Below are 19,715 nucleotides of genomic sequence, written 5' to 3' on the forward strand. Positions count from 1 at the left end.
TACTCACACTAATTAACTTTGACTAGGCTCCATTGCTGATTGGCTCCGCCATTGTCGGCCCACTGAATCGTGGAGGCACCCGCGGTCAGAGAACCTTGATTGATGTCAACCGTCAGGCCACTGTTTCGATTCGCAAGTACCACATATCCTCCCACATCAATTGGCAGCCATTGCTGATTGTTGCCCCCGTTATCCTGCCACTGAATCAGAGCGGCTCCGCCTTGTGTGGAACTCGAATTCACGTCCAACAAAAGCCCACTGCCCACATTGCGGATGTTGTAATATCCGTTACCTGCCGACTCCAGCTTCCATTGCTGGTTGGCTGCTCCATTATCATTCCACTGAATGATCGTTGCCCCACCCGTAGAAGAAGCACCGTTAACATCAAGTGCAAGTCCACTGTTACGGTTGATTAATTTGTAGACGGCCCCAGCTTCATATCCTGTACCACCATTGTAAGTTGCACCGGAAATGACGTAAGTTGTGACCGAGTTGGCCTTGGCTGTAGCGGTAAAGGTTTTGTTTTGCACCGAAATATTGGTCAGTTGCTGCAACTTCTCTGTTGAAGAGGTACGATATACTTGAGCAGACGTGCCTGTGTTAGTAAAACGACTGAGATCATAGGTTACCGTTGTATCCGTCGATTCCGAATTGGTTGTAACCAGCACTACTTTGCCGGAAGCTGCATCATAGGCTGCAAGGGTATTGGCATCACTCATGCCGATAATCTTGTACCCAGGACGAATAAATTTGCTGTAGTTGCCCATGACATAATATTTTTGGTTTACGGTGTAACTGGTCGTTTGTGTATTGTTCAACACGTTTTTGAAGAATCCCCATCCTTCTGCACTATCCACGGCTTGCCAATACACCCATCCACTTGCGCCCATATTGCGAATATCCTTGAGGATGGTACGTGACATCGTAAGTCCGCTTGCATCCCCATCTCCATATTCAGAGGTCCACAGATGTTTGCCCGCAGACGTCGCTGTGTTGCGCAAAGCAGTACGATTGCTTCCGCCATACGTATGGGTGTTGATCTGAGTGATCGCTGATTTAACGGCATTGCTATAGCTGTTGAACGACACATTGGTATCATCGATACTGTATTCTTCCGGTGCGCTCAGCTTTGTAGACAGGCCCTTCGCATTCAATGAACCTTGTACCTGACTCAGAATGGTGTTCTGATCCGCCCGGTCAAAGTGCATGCCCTCCTGGTCATTACCCTGCTTCCACCACGTCGAGATCGGTTCATTCAGCGGAGTTACACTATCAAATGTGATCCCCCAGTTATCCCGAAAATGCTTCACAACTTCGGTTAAGTAATCAGCAAAATCATCGTAGTAATCGGGCTTGAGGTTGTTCCCACCATTGGCCGAACCGGACACATTGCCACTGATCGTCATCCAGTAAGGTGCGGAATTCGCAAAAGCTTCGATGACATTCACACCTTGTGCTTTGGCAGCTTGCAGCATATATCGTTGGTTTGCATCTGCATTCCAGTCATACACGCCGGGAGAAGGCTGGTAGCCAGGAACGGCTTTGCGGTATTCGAGGATATTGGATGATGGATTATCCCCGCCTCCAATGTTGTACCGCAGGATGTTCAGTCCCAGTCCAGTATTCGCGTTGAACATTTTCTCCACATACTCATCCCGATTGGAATATTCTCCAACCACCTTGCCCCACCACGCGAGGGATGTTCCCCATCCTTCCATCGTCTGATATTGCTTTGATGGATCGGCAATAGCCGTGTAAGCTCCCGCAGCAGATACCTCTGTCCCCAAACCCAAACTCCCTGTTAGCAGACTTCCTGCCAGCAGCAGCGAGCTCATTCGTTTTAACCACTTCATTCGCTTCACTCCTTATCATTTTACACTTGCACTCCGATGTCAGAACAACTTTCCGATCGCTGTTATCCCCAGATTTTTTTAATTATTCTCTAAAAGAGGAAAATCCGGGGATAGCGTATGCTTCCGATGCAGCTTTCTTTCAGAAAGCTTGTAGGCGCACGCTTCGCTTCTTCAAGTTATTTCTGACATCTCCGTTATCGTGTAAATGTATAGTTTAACTTAGAAAATAAACACCTATTATTGTGCAACCTCTCTGAAGGTCGCGTCTGACTTATCGAGTGCAGTAACGACAGCTTCCAATTTCAGCACATTATTGTAATGTCTCAGATACAGGTTCGGGCTACTAAATGACGCGTAGGATGTCCAACTAGCATTAGCAAGTCCATTTACACGTTTGAACGTGGCGTCATTTCGGAACGTAGCGCTGCCGTCATTTTTCACAAGTGTAATGCTGCCATTATTATTGCGCAGGAAATAACCCGGATAATTCATGGACTCAAACGAAATGCCTGTTGCATTTGACAGACCTGAAACGATACGGAATTGTGCATCCTCCGCTGGACTGACATTCGCATCAATCCGTGCCTGATAGTTGTAATGACGAATGAAGCTGCCCGGCACATTGAATGACTCCAGCTTGCGGATATCACCCGGTTGTCCGGACTCTTTCAATACGGTCATATGCCGGACGAGTCCGGTAAGACCTGCAATCTCTTGCTTGGCACCCCAAGTCTGGAAGTTGTCAGCAGAGTCGCTGTAATAATATTTTTGTGTCGCATAGCCGTCAAAGTAGATTCGCCATGAACCATTATCCAGCTGAACAAGCGCCGGGCCTTCCACCCAAGATCCCCAACCTGCCCAATCCCCTGTGCCTTTAAAGGTATAAGGGCCTGTTAGCGAAGTGGATGTCGCATATTCAATGTATTTGGTGGTCTCGTTTTTGGTAAAAGCATGATAGGTTGAGCCTGTCTTCACGATAAAAGTGTCGATATAATTGGGAGCAATGCCTGCCAGTTCAGTAGGTGCAGACCATGAGGTAGAAGTTAGATTGCTACCTGAAGCTGTGAGGACATATGGTTTGAAATTCTCATAGTTGCCTGGTGAGAGGGACACGATAATGTTCAGACTGCCGTTGCTGTCTTTGAACCATTCTGGTGCCCAGGTGTGTGCGATTGTGGTCGGTGTGGATAATGTAATGTTACGGACAAATGTCCAGTTTACCTTATCCGGGCTGGAGGCGATGCCGATGGTGTTACCCGACCAGTTCGTGGTATAGACGACGTAATATAGACCATCTGTGTGCTTCATGATGCTGGGATCGCGGATCAGATTGGCCGGAGGTGTATAGGCTGGCCCTTTTAGCAAACCATAGTGGGTTGCATTATACGATTCATAGATATACATATTGGACTCACTTGTGTTCGTAAAGGCTGATATCGTATAAACACTTGTCGCTGCTCTGGCTGTATTGGGGAATAACATCGTTAATAGAAGCAATGTTCCAAGCAGCAGAATCATTCCGGCCTTAAAACCTTTGGACTTTCCTACTCCTATTCCTCCTATTCCCTCTTCCTTCTTCGTCAACATTGGGTCATCTCCTTATCCATGATCGAATGGAATAATTAATTAGACTTAACATACCCTATGGCAGAATACACGTTATCTTGGAGTCAACCTCTATAAACACACCTTACGACTACCTGTTCAAATTCCAATTACATGAAGCATCACTCCCTTCACAGATCATGGATGAACACTCTTTATATATGTAAACGTTTACAAATAATAATGCTACAAATGTTCCCTATGCTTATCGTACAAACCTGATTACCACAGTTCCCCATCCTCTTAGCCGAACTCACTCCCAAGACCGAATCCGAAGATTCACAAATCCAGGTCAATTGGGCTAAGAAAATGAGGGGGTAAAACTGCGGTAAAAATAAACTTTTGCGTTATGTGATGCTATTTTCTAATCCTGGTCCATTACTATAAAAGGCTGCTTCAAACTCGAACGATCTCGTTCCAGTCATCGCTCCCTTGCATCTCTAAATCAATAAGACAGCTAAAGATCAATACATGAGCTACTTCACCACAACCCATGGATAACGGGATGGCGCATCTAAAAGAAAACGTACACGTTCTGGTGTTTTACCTTCTTCATCGAACAAAAGTAATTCATTCTCTTCCTGTAGCCAGGCTACCGGGATCTTGTAATCCTCTTGCGGACCAATCTGCCAGTAACGACCCAGATGATGTCCGTTCAGGTGAATGGTTCCTTTGCTCATCCCGGTCAGGCGAAGCATCAAGTTCACTTTATGATGCCCCGAAACCGCAGGCTTCGCGAAACGCCAGCGGTACCAGACCGGCTGACCATACGATCCTCTGACTGGAGTATGATTGGATACAGGGTGAGACTTCTCGCTCAATGTAGCACTATTAACCGATCCATTCGTGGTGCGGGGAACCAAATTGGCAGTACAATTGCCACCTTCAGCGATACCAGGCTGTGTCGCACGTTGGATCGCCCCCTGTGCACTATGTTGAACCGTTTCTTGCACTGCCTCGTATCTCTCCCATTGTTGCGGAAGCAATACATCCGTCCCTGCCATACGCCAATCCTTCAGTTCTCCCTGACTTGGATACGTGATCAGTTCCAGTCTGTCCAGCGATGAACGGCTATACGGCATTTCCAGTGTATTCGTCTCTCCGGGCTTGATATACAAGGCTATGTCTAACGTCTGGAAGGCAAACCAATCCTGATATCCTTCCATTGGAACTTCGATGCCATTGATACAAAGACCTTTGCTCAAGGCACCCACAAGAATCGCCCGATCCATGCCATCCAGCGTAAAGCTTCTGCTCAGAAGTGGCGCCCCATGTATAGAGTTCACCTCATCGAGATGCACAAGTCCACTCTCCATACGCCAATCCCGACGAATATCCTGAACCTTGCCATCCAGATACACAGCACCAACCAGACCTTTACTCTCACCCAAATACGGGGAGAAGTTCAATCTGCCCATATGTTGCACCAAAATCTGAAGTGTATTCTTTCCTTTGGCCACCTGCAACTGCAATCCAGCGGCACCTACCTGACGCAATAATGCCTGCTGAACACCATTAACGATGATTCTGGCAGTATCCTGGATATTCGGCAAAATGAGGTTAGTGATTCCTTCGGTTGGACTCTCGAAATCACATTCGTACAATAGATAACCAAAATCTTGTCCGTATCGGGAAAAATCTTCGGGTTGTCCACTCACCGGACGCTGCTTCGCAGTTAACGTAACACGTGACAACTCGGGAGAATCAGACAACGTCGGTGCAATTGGCGATGTCCATGGAAGCTGCTGCTGTATTCCAGCGATGGACTCCTGACTGACGAGAAACTCGTGACCTGTTAACGTTTGTTCTCCATCGGTCCAGTCACCAAGCAGCGTAATTGTGCGATCCGGATCCGTGATCAAGCCCTTGACCTGACCAGATGGTAATACGTCCACGTCATCAAACCCGATTACATAACGTAGTCCCTCCTGATCTGTTGCTTCCAATCGCCATGTTCGATTCATCGTCTCTTGATCCAAAATGACGAAACGGATCGGTGTGCCGTTTGCTTCCAGTTGGATCGTTCCATGCTCTTGGAAATGGAACAGATCTAAGCGGTATACGTTCCTTGCTGAATCATGTTCAACCAGCACTTGCACCGTACTGCCCGTGACATTCAATGCCCCGGCTTCCAGTTCAACAACAGAACGCTGTCCCGCAGCGGCCACGATGAACAGGGTTAATTCTCCGTTTATCATTTCATTGCCCGTAATCATCGTACCCGCAGTCAGATATACGTGTTCAGCAATCTGTACTCGATCCAGCAACGGAACAATCTGTCCTGGATTCAGCGATACGGGAAGAGTCCGACCTTCCTTCAGCGTAATGTGCATGGTCTCCCGTTCATCCTTGTGACTCTCTAGGAACCAAATCTTCTGGTTGTTAGCCTGTCTGCCTCGTACAGATATGCCTTCAGGATGACGTACAACGATCTGTTCTTCTGGAATTTCCTCTGTTTCCATCAGAAGGGCCCCGAAAGCATGGACGAAATAGGACAAATTCTTGGTTATTGCATACTTCGGTGTCACCCGTCCATATTCGTTCAGGGGTGCATCATAGTCATAGGACGTAATCATGAAAATATCACTGCTACCCATCGTTCTGCCGCCATATCCACCAAAGTTCGTGCCACCATAGAACATGTAGTGACTGATTCCGGTATACCCGGCACGCAGGATTTCCATGATGCGTCTCTCCAGCAAAGGCGCTGTCTTCTGAATGGCTGAAGGTCCTCCCCAATTCTCAAACCATCCGGTCCAGAATTCCGTGACCATCTTCGGGGTGTCCGGCTGTTTGGCTCGGAGTTTCTCATAATGCCCGTCAGCACCTGACCAGAAATTAGCCCCTTCAATTGTGCCTTCCGCCCCGCCAACGCAAGTGATCAGCGTAGCGTCAATGCCACGTTGCAACAATCCATCTCTCAGCGTATTCATATGGTCACTTGCAGCAGCGTCATCCATCAGATACCCGTATTCATTCTCCACCTGAACCAGAATGACCGTGCCTCCAGCGGACAGCTGGCGTTCCCGAATAATCGGCACAAGCCGGTCAAAATACAAATTCACATAGTGCAAATACGTCTCATTATTTTCCCGGAATTTCACGCCGTCCTTCGTACCAAGCCAGTATGGAAAACCGCCAAAATCCCATTCTGCACAGATAAACGGACCCGGACGCGCGATGACCCACATGCCCAGTTCTGCGCACAAATCCAGAAATGCTCCGCAATCGTTGTCCCCTTCAAAGGACCACTGTCCTTCTTCCGGTTCATGCACATTCCACGCAAAGTAGGTGTCGATGCAATTCATGCCTGCCAGCTTCGCCTTCAGTAGAACCTCACGCCATTCCTCCTTAGGCATACGGAAATAATGGATCGTCGCACTGTTCAGAAATACACGCTCTCCGTTTAGGAAAAAGCTGCGTGCATCGTATGTTAATTCAGATTGAACACCGTTCTCAGCCCTGGCGATGTACTTCTCCTTTTCCTGCAGTAAAAGGGATGCTTTCTCTGTCAAAGTGATCCCCTCCTTCTCTTTATTTATATAAATTGAACTAAAGATTATTTACACTGCACACTTCGATGACAGAACAACCTTCCGATCGCTGTTATCCCCAGATTTTTTGATTCCCTTTTCTCAAGGGGAAAATCTGGTTATAGCGTATGCTTCCGATGTAGCTTTCTTGCAGGAAGCTTGTAGGCGCACGCTCCGCTTCTTCAGGTCCTTTCTGTCCTCTCCGTTCGGTGTAAATGTTTAGTTCAATTTATATAGGTTCATATGTCCTGTAATTAATTTAAGGTGAACCAAATTCGTTGAACTGAAAGATGATCTATACTGGCACTACGATGTCAGAACAACTTTCCGATTGCTATCATCAGTTCCCCTGCAACGTCACGCCTTCCAGTACAACCGTTGTGATAGAATTATCTGCGGTAGGTACTTCCAGTCCGTTGGCATACACCGGAATGTCTTCAAGCTGTTCCATGTTCCGGTCCGGTGAAGTCTGATACACCTGCGCAGTGGCTGATTTTCCATACGTGTACCCTTCCAGTTCAAACGCCGTTGTTCCAGCTGACAATTCGTTACGAATCACCAGCACCAGTCTCTGACGTTCCGCGTCATAAGCAGCCAGTGTGCGTCCACCATCCGTTGGAATAATCGTCGCGCCGGGACGAATGAACTTCGTAAACTGGGCCATACCATAATACTGTTTGGTCATCTCATACTGCTCTTCTCCGTTAAAGTTGGCGTGAATGAAGCCCCAATTGTTATTGGCGCCTTCATCTTCAACGGCCTGCCAGTATACCCAAGCGGATGGCTGCATGATTTTCAGATCAAACATGATTCGCTCTGCCAACTCTTGCACCGAGGTCATATCCTCATGACTGTGCGGCTCGCTGCCGCCCGTTCCGTACTCGGACATCCACAGCTTTTTGCCATGGCGTTCTGCCAATGTGCGCAGCTCTTCCATTTTGCTACCATTATAGGAGTGGGTATTGATCTGCTGGATTACGTCCAGCGTGTCCTGATCATAGAGGTTGAAATTAAACACCGTCTCATCAATGCTGTTATCGTCTGCGGCACTAATGACGGTTCCATCCAGTCCTTTGCTCTTCAACGATGCAGCAACTTTCTTGATAATCTCGGCCTGTTTCTCATTGGTAAAATGACTGCCTTCCTGCATATTGCCCTTCTTCCACCAGTCGGAGGAAGGTTCATTGAGCGGATTCAGTGTGCGGAAGGTGATCCCCCAGTCGTCCCGATAATGTTTCACAACTTCGGTCAGATAATCGGCAAACGCATCATACTGATCGTCACGAAGATTATTGCTGCCATCCACGGCTCCGGTAACTGATCCACTGATCGTCATCCAGTAAGGTGGTGAATTGGAGAATGCTTCAGCAATATTCACGCCACGCTCCATCGAGCCTTGTAATACAGCCCGCTGACCTGCATCAGCCTCCCAATCCCACTCTCCAGGTTCAGGCTGGAAGCCAGGTACATCCCCGCCGGGACGGAGGGCTTTCATCTCCGGATTCTCCTCACCGCCAATATTGTAACGAACGATGTTCAGACCTAATCCTTTCTCCGGATCAAAGACCAGATCCATCACTTCACTAACCTTCGCCTGATCCTTCCATCCGCCCAGATCGTTGGCCCACCAGGCAAGTGACGTGCCCCAGCCTTCAAAATGATCATAGGACTGATCCAGCTTCAGACGTACCGGTTCCTCTTGAAATACAAGTGTTTTGGATGATTCATTGGCAAAATGATTGATAACAATTCCTCCTCCTGCCAGCAGGGCAATCAGGGCTACACCCATAATGATATAGTTCCGTTTGCTCCTGCTGCGTTGTTCTTTATGCGCCATGGGCTATACAATCCCTTCTCCATGTACGATGATTACTTCGTTGACCTTGAACGTCAGGTTCAATACATACACACATTACAGACACTTCGGTTACTTGATTCCGCTGCTTCCGCCGCTAATGTTGGCTTCATAGACATAACGTTGTCCGAACAGATATACCAGCACCATCGGAATAGTGAGGAACAGGGAAGCGATCATCACAAGGTTCCATGGCGGCATCTGCCCACCACCTACCGTAGTCAACAGCTGCACTCCGAGTGCCAGCGGCATTTTCTCCGGATCATTGATATAGATGAGCGGCCCCATGAAGTTGCCCCAGTTATAGGAGAACGAAAAGATCGCAATGGCAGCAAGTATCGGATAAGTCAGTGGCATAATGATCTTCCAGTAGATTCCCGGGTGTCCCATACCATCGATCATGGCGGCTTCATCCAGTGATTTTGGAATACTCATGACAAACTGCCGAATCAGGAATACGTTGAATGCTCCGGCGAAGAAGCTTGGTACGATCAGCGGGTAAAATGTATTAATCCAGTCCAGATGACGGAAGATGATGAACTGCGGTACCATCGTCACCTCACCAGGAATCATCATCGTACTGAGCAACACAATAAACAGGAAACGGCTGCCTTTTGCCTTGATTCGGGCAAAGCCGTAGGATACGATCGAAGCTGATAATACCGATCCGACAATCGTAAAGACGGTAATGATGACCGAATTTTTGAGATATGTTCCAAGATTGTTATTCGTAAAAATCGTATAAAAGTTCGACCATTGGAACTCCATTGGAACGAAGGTAAAAGCTGATTTGACGGTTGTTGCGTCACTTGCCAGTGCAATGGAGATCATGTACAGGAAAGGCGAAGCAAGCAGCACCCCGACCAGAATCAGAAAAATATAGGATATCGTCTTCTCCACAGTCGATGGATTACTCATTGGCTTTTCCCTCCTCGTAGTGCACCCATAGCGCCGATGAACGGAATACAACGAGTGTCAACGCCATGATGATGATGAATAGTACCCAGGCAATCGCCGATGCATATCCCATTTTGTAGAATTGGAACGCATTCTGGAATAAGTAGGGAACAACCATCTGACTTGAATTGTCAGGTCCGCCGGCAGTAACGATGAATACCTGCGCGAAGGTCTGGAGCGCTCCAATCATACCAGTCACGAGATTGAAGAAAATGACGGGAGTCAGCATCGGGAATGTAATATGGAAGAACGATTGCGTACTCTTCGCTCCATCAATGGCAGCGGCCTCGTACAGCTCCTGTGGAATACCTTTCATACCTGCAAGCAGCAATACCACGCCACCACCTACACCCCATAAGGACATGAGAATCAATGCAGGCTTAACCCAGTTCGGATCAAGAAGCCAGGCGGGACCCTGAATACCGAAGATCGCAAGTGCCTGGTTGATCAACCCTTCCGTCGGTGCAAGCAAGTGGATGAAGAGCAATGAACTCGCAACCACCGGAACAACGGAAGGCAGATAGAACAGAATACGGAAGAAGGTGATCCCTTTGATTTTCTTGTTCAGGTAATAGGCAATCCAGAGCGAGATCGACATGCCCAGCGGAATGGATATCAGTGCATAGAAGAATGTATTGCCGACGGATTTCCAGAAGATCGGATCATCGGTCAGTAACGTTTTGTAATTGTCGATACCGATGAATTCAGGGGACTGGAACAGATCCCAATTCGTGAAGCTCATATAGATGGAAAACAGGATCGGACCCAGAGTCAGCCCCAGAAATCCGATCAGCCAAGGCGAGATGAAGATGTAGAACCATTTCCCGTCCTTTTTTCTCACGTTAAGCCCTCCCATGACGCAGAGAGCAGATGGAACCCGCATTCACGCCGATTCCACCTGTCCTGCTGTCGCTGCTATTTGTGCATGTTCAGAAAAATCCTCTATTTGTAGAGTCTTTCCAGTCCACTCTGAATTTCAGTTACGGTATCATCAAGCGAGGCTTTGTTGTTGAAATACACACCCAGCTTATCGTTAATGAGCTTCATCATTTCGTTCCATTGCGGGTTGAATGGTTCCGCATAGATCGTCGATTCACTGAACGCAGCCATGTTGATTTTTTTGCCGCCGTATTCAGCATTGAGGAATTCATCACTGGACAAACCTGCTTTGGTTGCAGGAGCATCCTGACCGGCTTTGACCATTGGCATCTGTGCTTCCGGTGTGGTCAGTGCTTCGATGACTTTGAAAGCTTCTTCCTTGTGTTTGGAAGCGTTGGTAATCGTTAACCCGTTAAAGAATGCGTTTGTTTCGCCCCATACCGGAGAGATATCCCAATTAATGCCTTCCACCTTGGCAAGTGAACCGATGTTCCAGAACCCTGTCGTTTCCATGGCGATCTTGCCTTGAGCGAACAACGGATCGGCTCCGATATTCCCCATGTCGGCAATCTCGGTTGGCGTTGGTCCCGCACCGTGTGTGAAGGTAAGGTCATTCATGAATTGTAATGCTTTCCGCACAGGCTCTGTATTGAAGGTTGGTTTACCACTCTCATCGAACAATGAGCCACCGTTCTGGTAGATCAGCTGCATCCATTGCGGCCACCAGCTACCCGGGTAGTAACCCCATTGAACCGTTTTGCCATTCTCCTTCACCGTCAGCTTCTGAGCTGCCGCCATCAGATCGTCCTGCGTCCAATCTTTGGTTGGATATTCCACCCCAGCCTTGTCGAACAGATCTTTGTTATAAAAGAGGACCATCGCACCTGCCCGATCCGGCAAACCAAATTGTTTGCCATCATACTTCATCAGGTTGGCAATATCATCGGAATAACGCTCGGACATGTTCACATTGTTCGCCTGAATCATGTCATCCAGCGGTATAATCTGATTCTTGGAGGCGTAAGCCTGATAGTTCTCGGCAATCATCATGATGTCCGGTGCCGTTCCTCCGGCGATCATGGTCTGTACCTTCTGGTCATAATCTCCTGCAACCACGTTCAGCTTCACGTTAATATCGGGATACGTCTGTTTCACAATGTCGAGTCGTTCCTGATAAATTTTCTTCTCATCCTCCGAGCCCCAGATCGTCATGCTCAAATCAACCTTGCCACCGGACTCGCCGGAAGAACCGTTTTTACTCCCGCTGCTACAGGCTGTCAGACCCATTACCATGACCAGCATCAATAACGAAATGACCTTTAAACTTCTTCTCATACGTTACGCCCCCTTGATATAATGAATGGATGACTACACTGAAACCCGTTTCATGAAATGGGTTTCATTAAGCTGAAACATAAAACCCGTTCCACTTTATGAAAGGGGTTTCATTCACGCACTCATTATATTTCACCCTTCGAGGAAATGTCAACGCTTTCTTTTCCAATTACAGGCCCTTTATCTTGCAGCAGGTCCTGTACTTTGACGCACAATCAACTCCGGTTGCAGAATGATCTGCTTCTTCGGTTTGCCTTGGTTAATCAGCTCATGCAGCACATCCACAGCCTGTTTGCCAAGCTGATACGTGTTCTGGGATACGGTTGTCAGTTCCGGTATAACGGCACTGGCGAGCGGTGTATCATCATAACCCACAATGGATATATCCTTCGGAATCGAGAGCCCATGCTCAATCGTTGACTTAATGGCACCAATCGCTGTGTTGTCGTTGACACAGATGACTGCGGTTGGCGGATTGTCACGATCCAGTAGTTTGGACATCTCCCGTTTGCCGTCGTCGATGGAGAAGCTGCCGAGCAGTTGCCGTTCTTTTGGTATTTCGAGCCCATGCTCCCGAAGTTTTTTCTGCACAGCTCTGACCTTGACCATGGTGGTGGACAACTCTTTCAGGCCGCCAACAAAGGCGATATCGCGATGCCCCAGTTCAAGCAAATGCTCAGCTGCAAGGGCTGCCCCTGCACCTTCATCCGTGTATACCCGGTGAAACCCGCCTTTGGCAATATTGCCATTGACCAGCACGATTGGCATACGTTTGCCCATATCAATCAATTCCTGAGCCATGTCATCCGGACAGACCTGCATGTTGATTCGCCCGCCGAGAAAAATAATCCCGTCTACCCGCTTCTCTCGCAGGATGGACAAATATTCAGATTCCCTGTTGTAGTCACCTGCGGTATTACACAGAAAGAAGGTATACCCCAATCCTCGAGCCTCATTCTCCGCACCCCAGAACACTTCCGGGAAGAAGGGATTTGTAATGTCCGGCAGGATGATGGCAATGGTGCCCGTCTCTTTCTTGATCAGACTGCGCGCCTGCGCATTGGGCTGAAACTGGTGTTTTTCAATGATGGACATAATCTTCTCTCGGGTGCTTGCACGCACAGGTGCCGTATCATTCAGTACCCGGGAGACCGTCGCTACAGATACATTTGCTTCTTTGGCGATGTCGTATATGGTGATCGGTGTCATAGCGGAACCTTCCTTTTTCTCTAATTTTCCCTATTTTCCCTGCTTATCATACCAGATAAGGAATGCCGATGAAATGGGTTTCATTGACGGGCTTCTCCCACGATGACATTTTACGTGATTTGTTCAACGCGCTTATCGCCTAACGTTACAATTCTCATGGGACATCCTCCTTTTCCTTTATTTTACCTTCTAATCTGTATTCATGGTCCATATATTAAAATGTAAGCGAATTCAATGGAGATTAGAGGAGTGTGAACAACGTCATGATCATTCAAGTCAGTCCGCTGGCAGAAGCAAGACTTACTGAAAAGCTGGGAGATCGACCAGGCTATTTCAAATTGTTTTATGATACCGATGGATGCGGTTGTGACGGAATTGCGGTACTTCTGATCTTAAACGAGCCGGATAGCGATGATGTTACCGTAGAGGCGGAGTCGCTTCCCTTTGTAATCAACAAACAGCAGCAGATTTACTTTGAACCCTCTCTACGTCTGCAATCCGAGCACAGTTTCCCTTCGTTCCGACTGAGCAGTGATTCCATGATCTATGGCAGTAATGTCAAAGTCCATGATTTACGAGATACCGCAGACGTAGCCCCACAGCCCACTGGATGGTTTGTACGATAAACGTTGAATTAGCACTATAATCAAAACCTCCCAAGCCCAGATGTCATGCGGGACGGGAGGTTTTTTATCAATTTTAATGAATTCATTAGGCATTATGTTCGTAAACATTTCATATTCGTGCAGTGCTCTGTACCTCTGCTGCTCTATTTCCGAATATTTTTCGGGACAAAAGAGGTGAAAATTTGATTAATTAATATGGACTTTAGTTTAATACAAATAATTACAAGTAAACCGTATACTTAGATAACCACATATGAATTTAGGAGATCCACAAAACGGAATCCCTAATTAAAGATATAAGTTTAGTTATACCAAAAACACGGTTAGAACATTGTATCCGTTTAGAAGTGTCGAGGAGGAAAATTAAAACTTATGAAGTTACCCATGATCCTGAACGTAGTCCGCATCTTGTTGAGTATTAAAGTCATATACCTTATTATTTCTTTCAGTGTATTTCTCTATATTTTCAGTCAAAATCCTGAAGCCTTTGCCGGTTATCAAGTGAACGGCAATGATTTGATTAATTTCTCTAATGAAATTACTGGGAGAATCATATTTTTGATCATTCCTAGTTTGCTTGCTATCATTTGCATCACCAAACGACAATTCAGATCGACTGTTACGTTCCTGAGTATCGCTTTATTTATCGGACTACTGAATGAAGGACTATTAACTGGACTTATTCAACTATTCGCCTTGTTAGTTGTGCTCTTACATCGACCAAGTAAGATATTTTTAAAGCGCCAGGATTCAAATGACACAGAGACACAATATATCGCCAAGAAGAGCCTAACTTAAACGTTTGGCTCTCTTTGTTTTGGTTTCTTTGCATCACTAAGCCTACTTCTAAACCCTATCACTCAGATTACTTCACAAGAATTTCAATTGGATTCATGGTTAATGAGATATCCGCGGTCATATCCACAATGAGATTTTGTTTCCCTTTCTTGGTTACCATAAATTCATCCTCAACCTCAACCAGTTGACCTGATTTAAATTCAGTTACATATCCCACATCCGTATAATTACGCTCCTCGTCACTACCGGAAAAGAAAAAACGAATGATAGGTTTTCCATGGGTTACTTCAACAGGTTTAATACCTGTATATTTTAATGTTCCTTTTACTTTAATTGTCTCACCCATACTTAAAACTGTTGGTGTTGTTACTTCGAGAATAAAATCAGATGTTACTACACGTTCAGTAACATTATCCTCATTTTTTTCGGTTGATGAACACCCAGCTATTGTCATGGATACCGCTAATACCAACATTAAGATGTTATTACTTATTATTAATAATTTCATCTCACCTCTCTCATACTCTAACGAATGATGTATAGAAAGGGTTGCTCAAATTGTTCCTTAATTCCCCTTAAATATCGTTTACTGTTAGTTCAATCATGTATTACACGAATTCAATTAACTTCCTATCTATTTCCGCGATATCACCAATCTCCGATGTACCATCCCAAAGGATAATGGAAGAAGCTTCATCGTTTTCAACAAAATCATCAAGTTGGCACAATTCACCCATGAACAGAGCTCCATACTCCGTCCGTTCGGGTCCATGAAAACTTGGCTGGAGTCTAAACTTCATTAGCCCTTTGAATTCAACCGTATCCATATTTTGATTGGTTTCCTCAAACAATTCTCTAATTACACATTGCTCCGCATTCTCTCCAGCTTCAATAATACCACCTGGAAGTTCCCAGTTGTTTCTCCACTTATTATGCATGAATAGATACTTTCCTTGGCACTTCACCACAATTAGAGCATGTGTTAGTGGAGCATCCAGTGTGCTTGTAATGACCTTATCGTACTCGATACGAATATATTCCAAAAAAATGTTACCTCTTGTATCTGTCATGATTGCCATTTCTACTCCTCCATTTCTTTGTAACCAAAATAAAAAAACGCGCTGGACCTAAGTCCTGCGCGTTCATATATCACAGGATGGGAAGCGCGAATAGCGTTAACCCACCCCAATTTTTTTAGGAATGAATTAACGCTATTCATGATGATGAGATTGTTTTAATTCTAAAATTAACATCGGCTATTCTCCTAATCATCAATATATGGAAATGATACCCACTATAGTACTTTAGAGTCAAGTATATAATTTTGCTGATTTACCAATAACGTAACCTTGCCGTTAACTGAACAAAAGCAGCCGATCATATTGATCAGCTGCTTTCTTGGTTTTATGAGCTCTCGTTTTTAAGTTAGTTTAATCTGTTCTGCATGTTTTCTTTTGTTTTGAAGCATGGTCATTGCGTCCTTATCTTCAAATATTATTTCTGTAATTTCATTATGCTACTTAATTTTTGAAAATCAAGACCATATGCTTGCTTCCCATATATTCAACGGAAGTATTTAACTGCTCCGCCACAAAACGAACAGGAACGAACGCACTGCCGTTCTTCAGAAGTAAAGAAGCATCTTGCATCACCGTTTGCTGGTTTACTTTTACCTGCCTGTTCCCTACAGCCCAACGAATCGTTTTACCATCCTTCTGAATCGTTACCTCTTTGGTGCTCTGGTTCCAATTCACGGTTGCCCCAAGCTTCTCGGAGATGAAGCGGATCGGCACATAGGTACGTCCCGTCTTAATAAATGGCGCTGCGATAATACGATAAGCACTTTCTCCCACATAAGCTGTCGTGCTGCCGATCACTAAGCGCTGTGTCTTACGCTGACCGCTAGGCAACTCATTTCCTGCCAGTTTCACAAATAATTTATATGTTTTCGATCCCTTGCTTAAATCTAAATAGTTATTTTGCAGCGCAAGTGGTTCAATGAATGCACCCGTATCATAATACGGAAAAAAACTACGTTGTTGGATCGGCTCTAAATCCCAGACTCGATTGTTGTTCAAATAGAGGTAAGCCAAACTTTGAAGATTTCTCAACGGCTCCAAATCATAGATCTGGTTAGATGATAAATCCAGAGAAAGTAAGTTAGTTAATTTAGATAACGGAGTAAGATCTTTGATGTTATTATTCGCAGCATCGAGTCTCCAAAGATTAACCAATCCTGCTAGCGACTTTAGATCTGTGATCTTGTTAGAACTTATGGACAACGTATTCAAATTAACTAGTCCCGTTAGCGCTGAAAGATCATTGAATTGGTTCCTAGATACCGATAAATCTGTCAACTTCGTTAACTTCCCAAGGGGCTTAATATCCTCAATTTGATTGCCACTCAAATCCAAAGTTGTCAAATTTACAGCATCGGATAGAGGTGAAATATCAGCAATTTGATTTCTGCTTAAAGAGAGCTTCGTCACATTGACTGCATACTCCAAACCCTGCAAACTCTTAATTCCTTTACCCGATAAAGAAACGTCGGTCAGTGACTCTAAATCCTCTTTTGTTAGGGATTCATCGTCGTTTTTATTCAAGAATGACTTAAGCGCTTGTTCTAGATTGAGATCCTCAAAAGCCAAAGGCTGTTGGTTAGACACCTCCATGTAAGCCTGTCCTGGTAAGCCCAAACATAGGAAAAAAATAATTAATAATCCAGCAAGGTATTTCTTCATTCTGACCATTCCTCTCTAATGACTGTGTAAACTAGCCAATAGTTGCTTAGATTAAGACGCAATTTACAAAGAAAAGTTGTATTGAAGAGTAATGGTAAGTAGTTGAATAAAAGCAGCCAATCACAATGATCAGCTGCTTTCTTGTTGTTATGAGCTAACGTTTCCCGTTAGTTGAATCACTTAACAGGCTTCTCAGCGTCAATAATTAGAGAGACAAGCCTAATTTACCATTAATATTTCGATGATCAATACGTTTGGAATAGAAAAATATACCTTGTTCTTATCCCACTCCTTGTAATGAAAATTACCTTCTTCATCAGAGTACTCAAGTAACTTTACGTTGAATCCAGCAGCTTTAAACATAATAGTTATAGTTCTAGCATACACGTTCTTGATAGAAATGGTTCTAAATCATTTCCAAATGGAATTATGTGATCTCTATTTTATGAATTAGTTTCAGAAGAAGAAAGAGTTCACATGTCTAAAATTAACTAAAAGTTTTGCAAACATGGGACCAAGGAGACAAACATGTAAGTGCCATCTATTGGAGAAAAGAGGATTTAACTTACTCTCTTATTTCAGGAAAAACAACAATCTTGAACCGTTATACGATTACCAAACATTAATTGAAATAGCAAATACAATAAATTGATTTTTAGTATGCGTATAGATTAATAATTACTCATATTCAAAGAGATCGCTTCTTCATAAAACAAAATTTACATTCTTTCTTAAGAATGAGATGAATCCAGCTTTCGTTTACGAAGCATGAACAGAAATAACGCAGCAATAATCAGACCATATAGTAGTGATGCTCCAATGACAGTTAGTTTACTATAAAGCGTCGCAGCATCATAATCAACCAGCACGTTTACTGTGCTATTTAATGGAGGCAATAAAAGAATCGCGTTTTCTAAGCTTTCAGGCAAAATATTTTTAATTCCCTGTACGGAAAGCGTAATGACAACGACAACACTTAACAATAATAAAGACATTACTCGGGATCGAAAAAATTTAGAACTGAACCAACAAGCTAGTGCGACACCTAACCAGGATGAAGATACATGATAAATCAACGACATGCATAGTTCTCCAAGGCTGGGATTTCTATCAAATTTTTGAAATAATGCAGGAAACAACACCGCATATAACGCCAACGGGACAGAAAATAGCCAGCTATATACCAATTTAGAAATATACAGTTTAAGTATACTTCCACTGTGCAACATCGTTACAGATTCCTGATTCGCCGTTTCAATATCTATGAGCGTATAACAAATAATCGCAGAAATAATAAATAAAAATGTCGTTGAAAACGCATAACTTGCCATCACTGGATTTGGAACTACACTATACACAAATATGATACCCAGAAAAAAGACAAATGTAGGCGAGCCATACCGATAAGAACGCATGTAGCAAATATGTAAGAAGGACACCAGTGAAGTCATTCATTCAGCTCCTTTCTTGAAAGGCTGTTAATCTCTCCACCTTTATGTATAAATTCAATTAAAAAGTCACGATAATCTTTCTTCATAATGGTGAACAGGAGATCACCATTATCGTATGTTTTCCAAGTAACGTCAGAAAATAAATTTGAAAGATGATCTACAGTCTCCTGGTCCACTGAACCTTCCATTTCGAAAAAATCAGTCGAATGAGCTGAAGAATCATCTACATCATCCATCAGTATTCGCCCTTGCCTGATCCAGTATGTCCTACTCTCCAATTGACTTGCTAGTAACGGATCATGAACCGCCGCAAGTATTGAAGTTCCTTGAGATTTTATTCTCTTTAATGAGCTTAGTAAGTGCCCTGTAGATTCTTTATCTAATCCTGAAAACGGCTCATCCAGTATAAGGATATCCGGTGCTTTGATCATTGCTTGCATTAGGTTCGTTTTTTGCAACATTCCTTTAGAAAAATGAGTCATTTTCAACGTATTAGTCTGTTCAAGACTAAAAAACTCATGCAACTCCCTAATACGAGTCTTCAGATTTATTTTTGATACACCAGATATTCTCCCCATGTGTGTCAGGTACTCAGTAGACGTCATCCTTAGTTTTGAGAGTCGGTCAGGGGTGTACCCAATAACTAAATCAGAATGCTTCAGTAACCTTTCTCCTGAACTTATTGGAATTAGCCCACCCACAATTCGGAGCATCGTACTTTTTCCGGATCCATTGTTACCCCTTAAAATTATACAATCTCCTTTGTTCATCGTAAGAGAGACATCAATTAATACATCTCTATTTCCATATTTTTTGGAAACTTCCTTAAGTGTTAATAGTGCCTGCGTTGTCATTTGCCCACCACCTAAAAAA

At 44.5% G+C, this 19,715-nt stretch carries 15 protein-coding genes; 2 read left to right on the forward strand and 13 right to left on the reverse strand.

Going from position 1 to position 19,715, the window contains the following annotated elements:
• Positions 1-8 precede the first annotated feature (8 nt).
• From QNO02_RS22520 to QNO02_RS22555, 8 genes are all read right to left on the reverse strand, one after another.
• On the reverse strand, positions 9-1,853 hold the full coding sequence (locus QNO02_RS22520; RefSeq protein ID WP_289390053.1) for an RICIN domain-containing protein: 1,845 nt from the start codon (positions 1,851-1,853) through the stop codon (positions 9-11).
• A gap of 237 nt (positions 1,854-2,090) precedes the next feature.
• Positions 2,091-3,440, reverse strand: coding sequence for a glycoside hydrolase family 43 protein (locus tag QNO02_RS22525; RefSeq protein WP_289390054.1), 1,350 nt, complete (start codon positions 3,438-3,440; stop codon positions 2,091-2,093).
• Positions 3,441-3,934: 494 nt separating this feature from the next.
• A complete protein-coding gene (locus QNO02_RS22530) occupies positions 3,935-6,973 on the reverse strand; it encodes a beta-galactosidase (protein WP_289390055.1) in 3,039 nt (1,012 codons plus the stop codon).
• Positions 6,974-7,331: 358 nt separating this feature from the next.
• On the reverse strand, positions 7,332-8,828 hold the full coding sequence (locus tag QNO02_RS22535; protein WP_289390056.1) for a glycoside hydrolase family 30 protein: 1,497 nt from the start codon (positions 8,826-8,828) through the stop codon (positions 7,332-7,334).
• 90 nt (positions 8,829-8,918) lie between these two features.
• Positions 8,919-9,764 (reverse strand): carbohydrate ABC transporter permease, encoded by an 846-nt coding sequence (locus QNO02_RS22540; protein ID WP_017687022.1) that lies wholly within the window; start codon positions 9,762-9,764, stop codon positions 8,919-8,921.
• A complete protein-coding gene (locus tag QNO02_RS22545; protein ID WP_036668619.1) occupies positions 9,757-10,644 on the reverse strand; it encodes a carbohydrate ABC transporter permease in 888 nt (295 codons plus the stop codon). The genes QNO02_RS22540 and QNO02_RS22545 overlap by 8 nt, the downstream gene beginning before the upstream one ends.
• Before the next feature lie 101 nt (positions 10,645-10,745).
• Positions 10,746-12,017, reverse strand: a complete 1,272-nt coding sequence (locus QNO02_RS22550; RefSeq protein WP_091027983.1) for an ABC transporter substrate-binding protein — start codon at positions 12,015-12,017, stop codon at positions 10,746-10,748.
• 180 nt (positions 12,018-12,197) lie between these two features.
• Entirely contained in the window at positions 12,198-13,226 is a 1,029-nt protein-coding gene (locus QNO02_RS22555) for a LacI family DNA-binding transcriptional regulator (RefSeq protein WP_091027982.1), read from the reverse strand.
• Between the two features lie 263 nt (positions 13,227-13,489).
• Between QNO02_RS22555 and QNO02_RS22560 the strand changes: the two genes are divergently transcribed.
• Together QNO02_RS22560 and QNO02_RS22565 are read left to right on the forward strand one after the other, a co-directional pair.
• Positions 13,490-13,852 (forward strand): iron-sulfur cluster biosynthesis family protein, encoded by a 363-nt coding sequence (locus QNO02_RS22560; RefSeq protein ID WP_249911996.1) that lies wholly within the window; start codon positions 13,490-13,492, stop codon positions 13,850-13,852.
• Positions 13,853-14,224: 372 nt separating this feature from the next.
• On the forward strand, positions 14,225-14,650 hold the full coding sequence (locus QNO02_RS22565; RefSeq protein WP_133385766.1) for a hypothetical protein: 426 nt from the start codon (positions 14,225-14,227) through the stop codon (positions 14,648-14,650).
• Positions 14,651-14,717: 67 nt separating this feature from the next.
• Here the strand turns inward: QNO02_RS22565 and QNO02_RS22570 are convergent, their stop codons facing one another.
• The 5 genes from QNO02_RS22570 to QNO02_RS22590 form a co-directional block, all read right to left on the reverse strand.
• A complete protein-coding gene (locus tag QNO02_RS22570; RefSeq protein WP_289390061.1) occupies positions 14,718-15,158 on the reverse strand; it encodes a hypothetical protein in 441 nt (146 codons plus the stop codon).
• A 100-nt stretch (positions 15,159-15,258) separates the two neighbouring features.
• On the reverse strand, positions 15,259-15,729 hold the full coding sequence (locus QNO02_RS22575) for an NUDIX domain-containing protein (RefSeq protein WP_289390062.1): 471 nt from the start codon (positions 15,727-15,729) through the stop codon (positions 15,259-15,261).
• 441 nt (positions 15,730-16,170) lie between these two features.
• Entirely contained in the window at positions 16,171-17,391 is a 1,221-nt protein-coding gene (locus QNO02_RS22580) for a stalk domain-containing protein (protein ID WP_133385769.1), read from the reverse strand.
• Between the two features lie 731 nt (positions 17,392-18,122).
• Positions 18,123-18,842 (reverse strand): hypothetical protein, encoded by a 720-nt coding sequence (locus QNO02_RS22585; protein ID WP_165980245.1) that lies wholly within the window; start codon positions 18,840-18,842, stop codon positions 18,123-18,125.
• On the reverse strand, positions 18,839-19,696 hold the full coding sequence (locus QNO02_RS22590; protein ID WP_289390064.1) for an ATP-binding cassette domain-containing protein: 858 nt from the start codon (positions 19,694-19,696) through the stop codon (positions 18,839-18,841). Before QNO02_RS22590 ends, QNO02_RS22585 begins: the two co-directional genes overlap by 4 nt.
• Positions 19,697-19,715: the final 19 nt, after the last annotated feature.

It is taken from the genome of Paenibacillus sp. PK1-4R, assembly GCF_030369595.1.
GTDB lineage: Bacteria > Bacillota > Bacilli > Paenibacillales > Paenibacillaceae > Paenibacillus.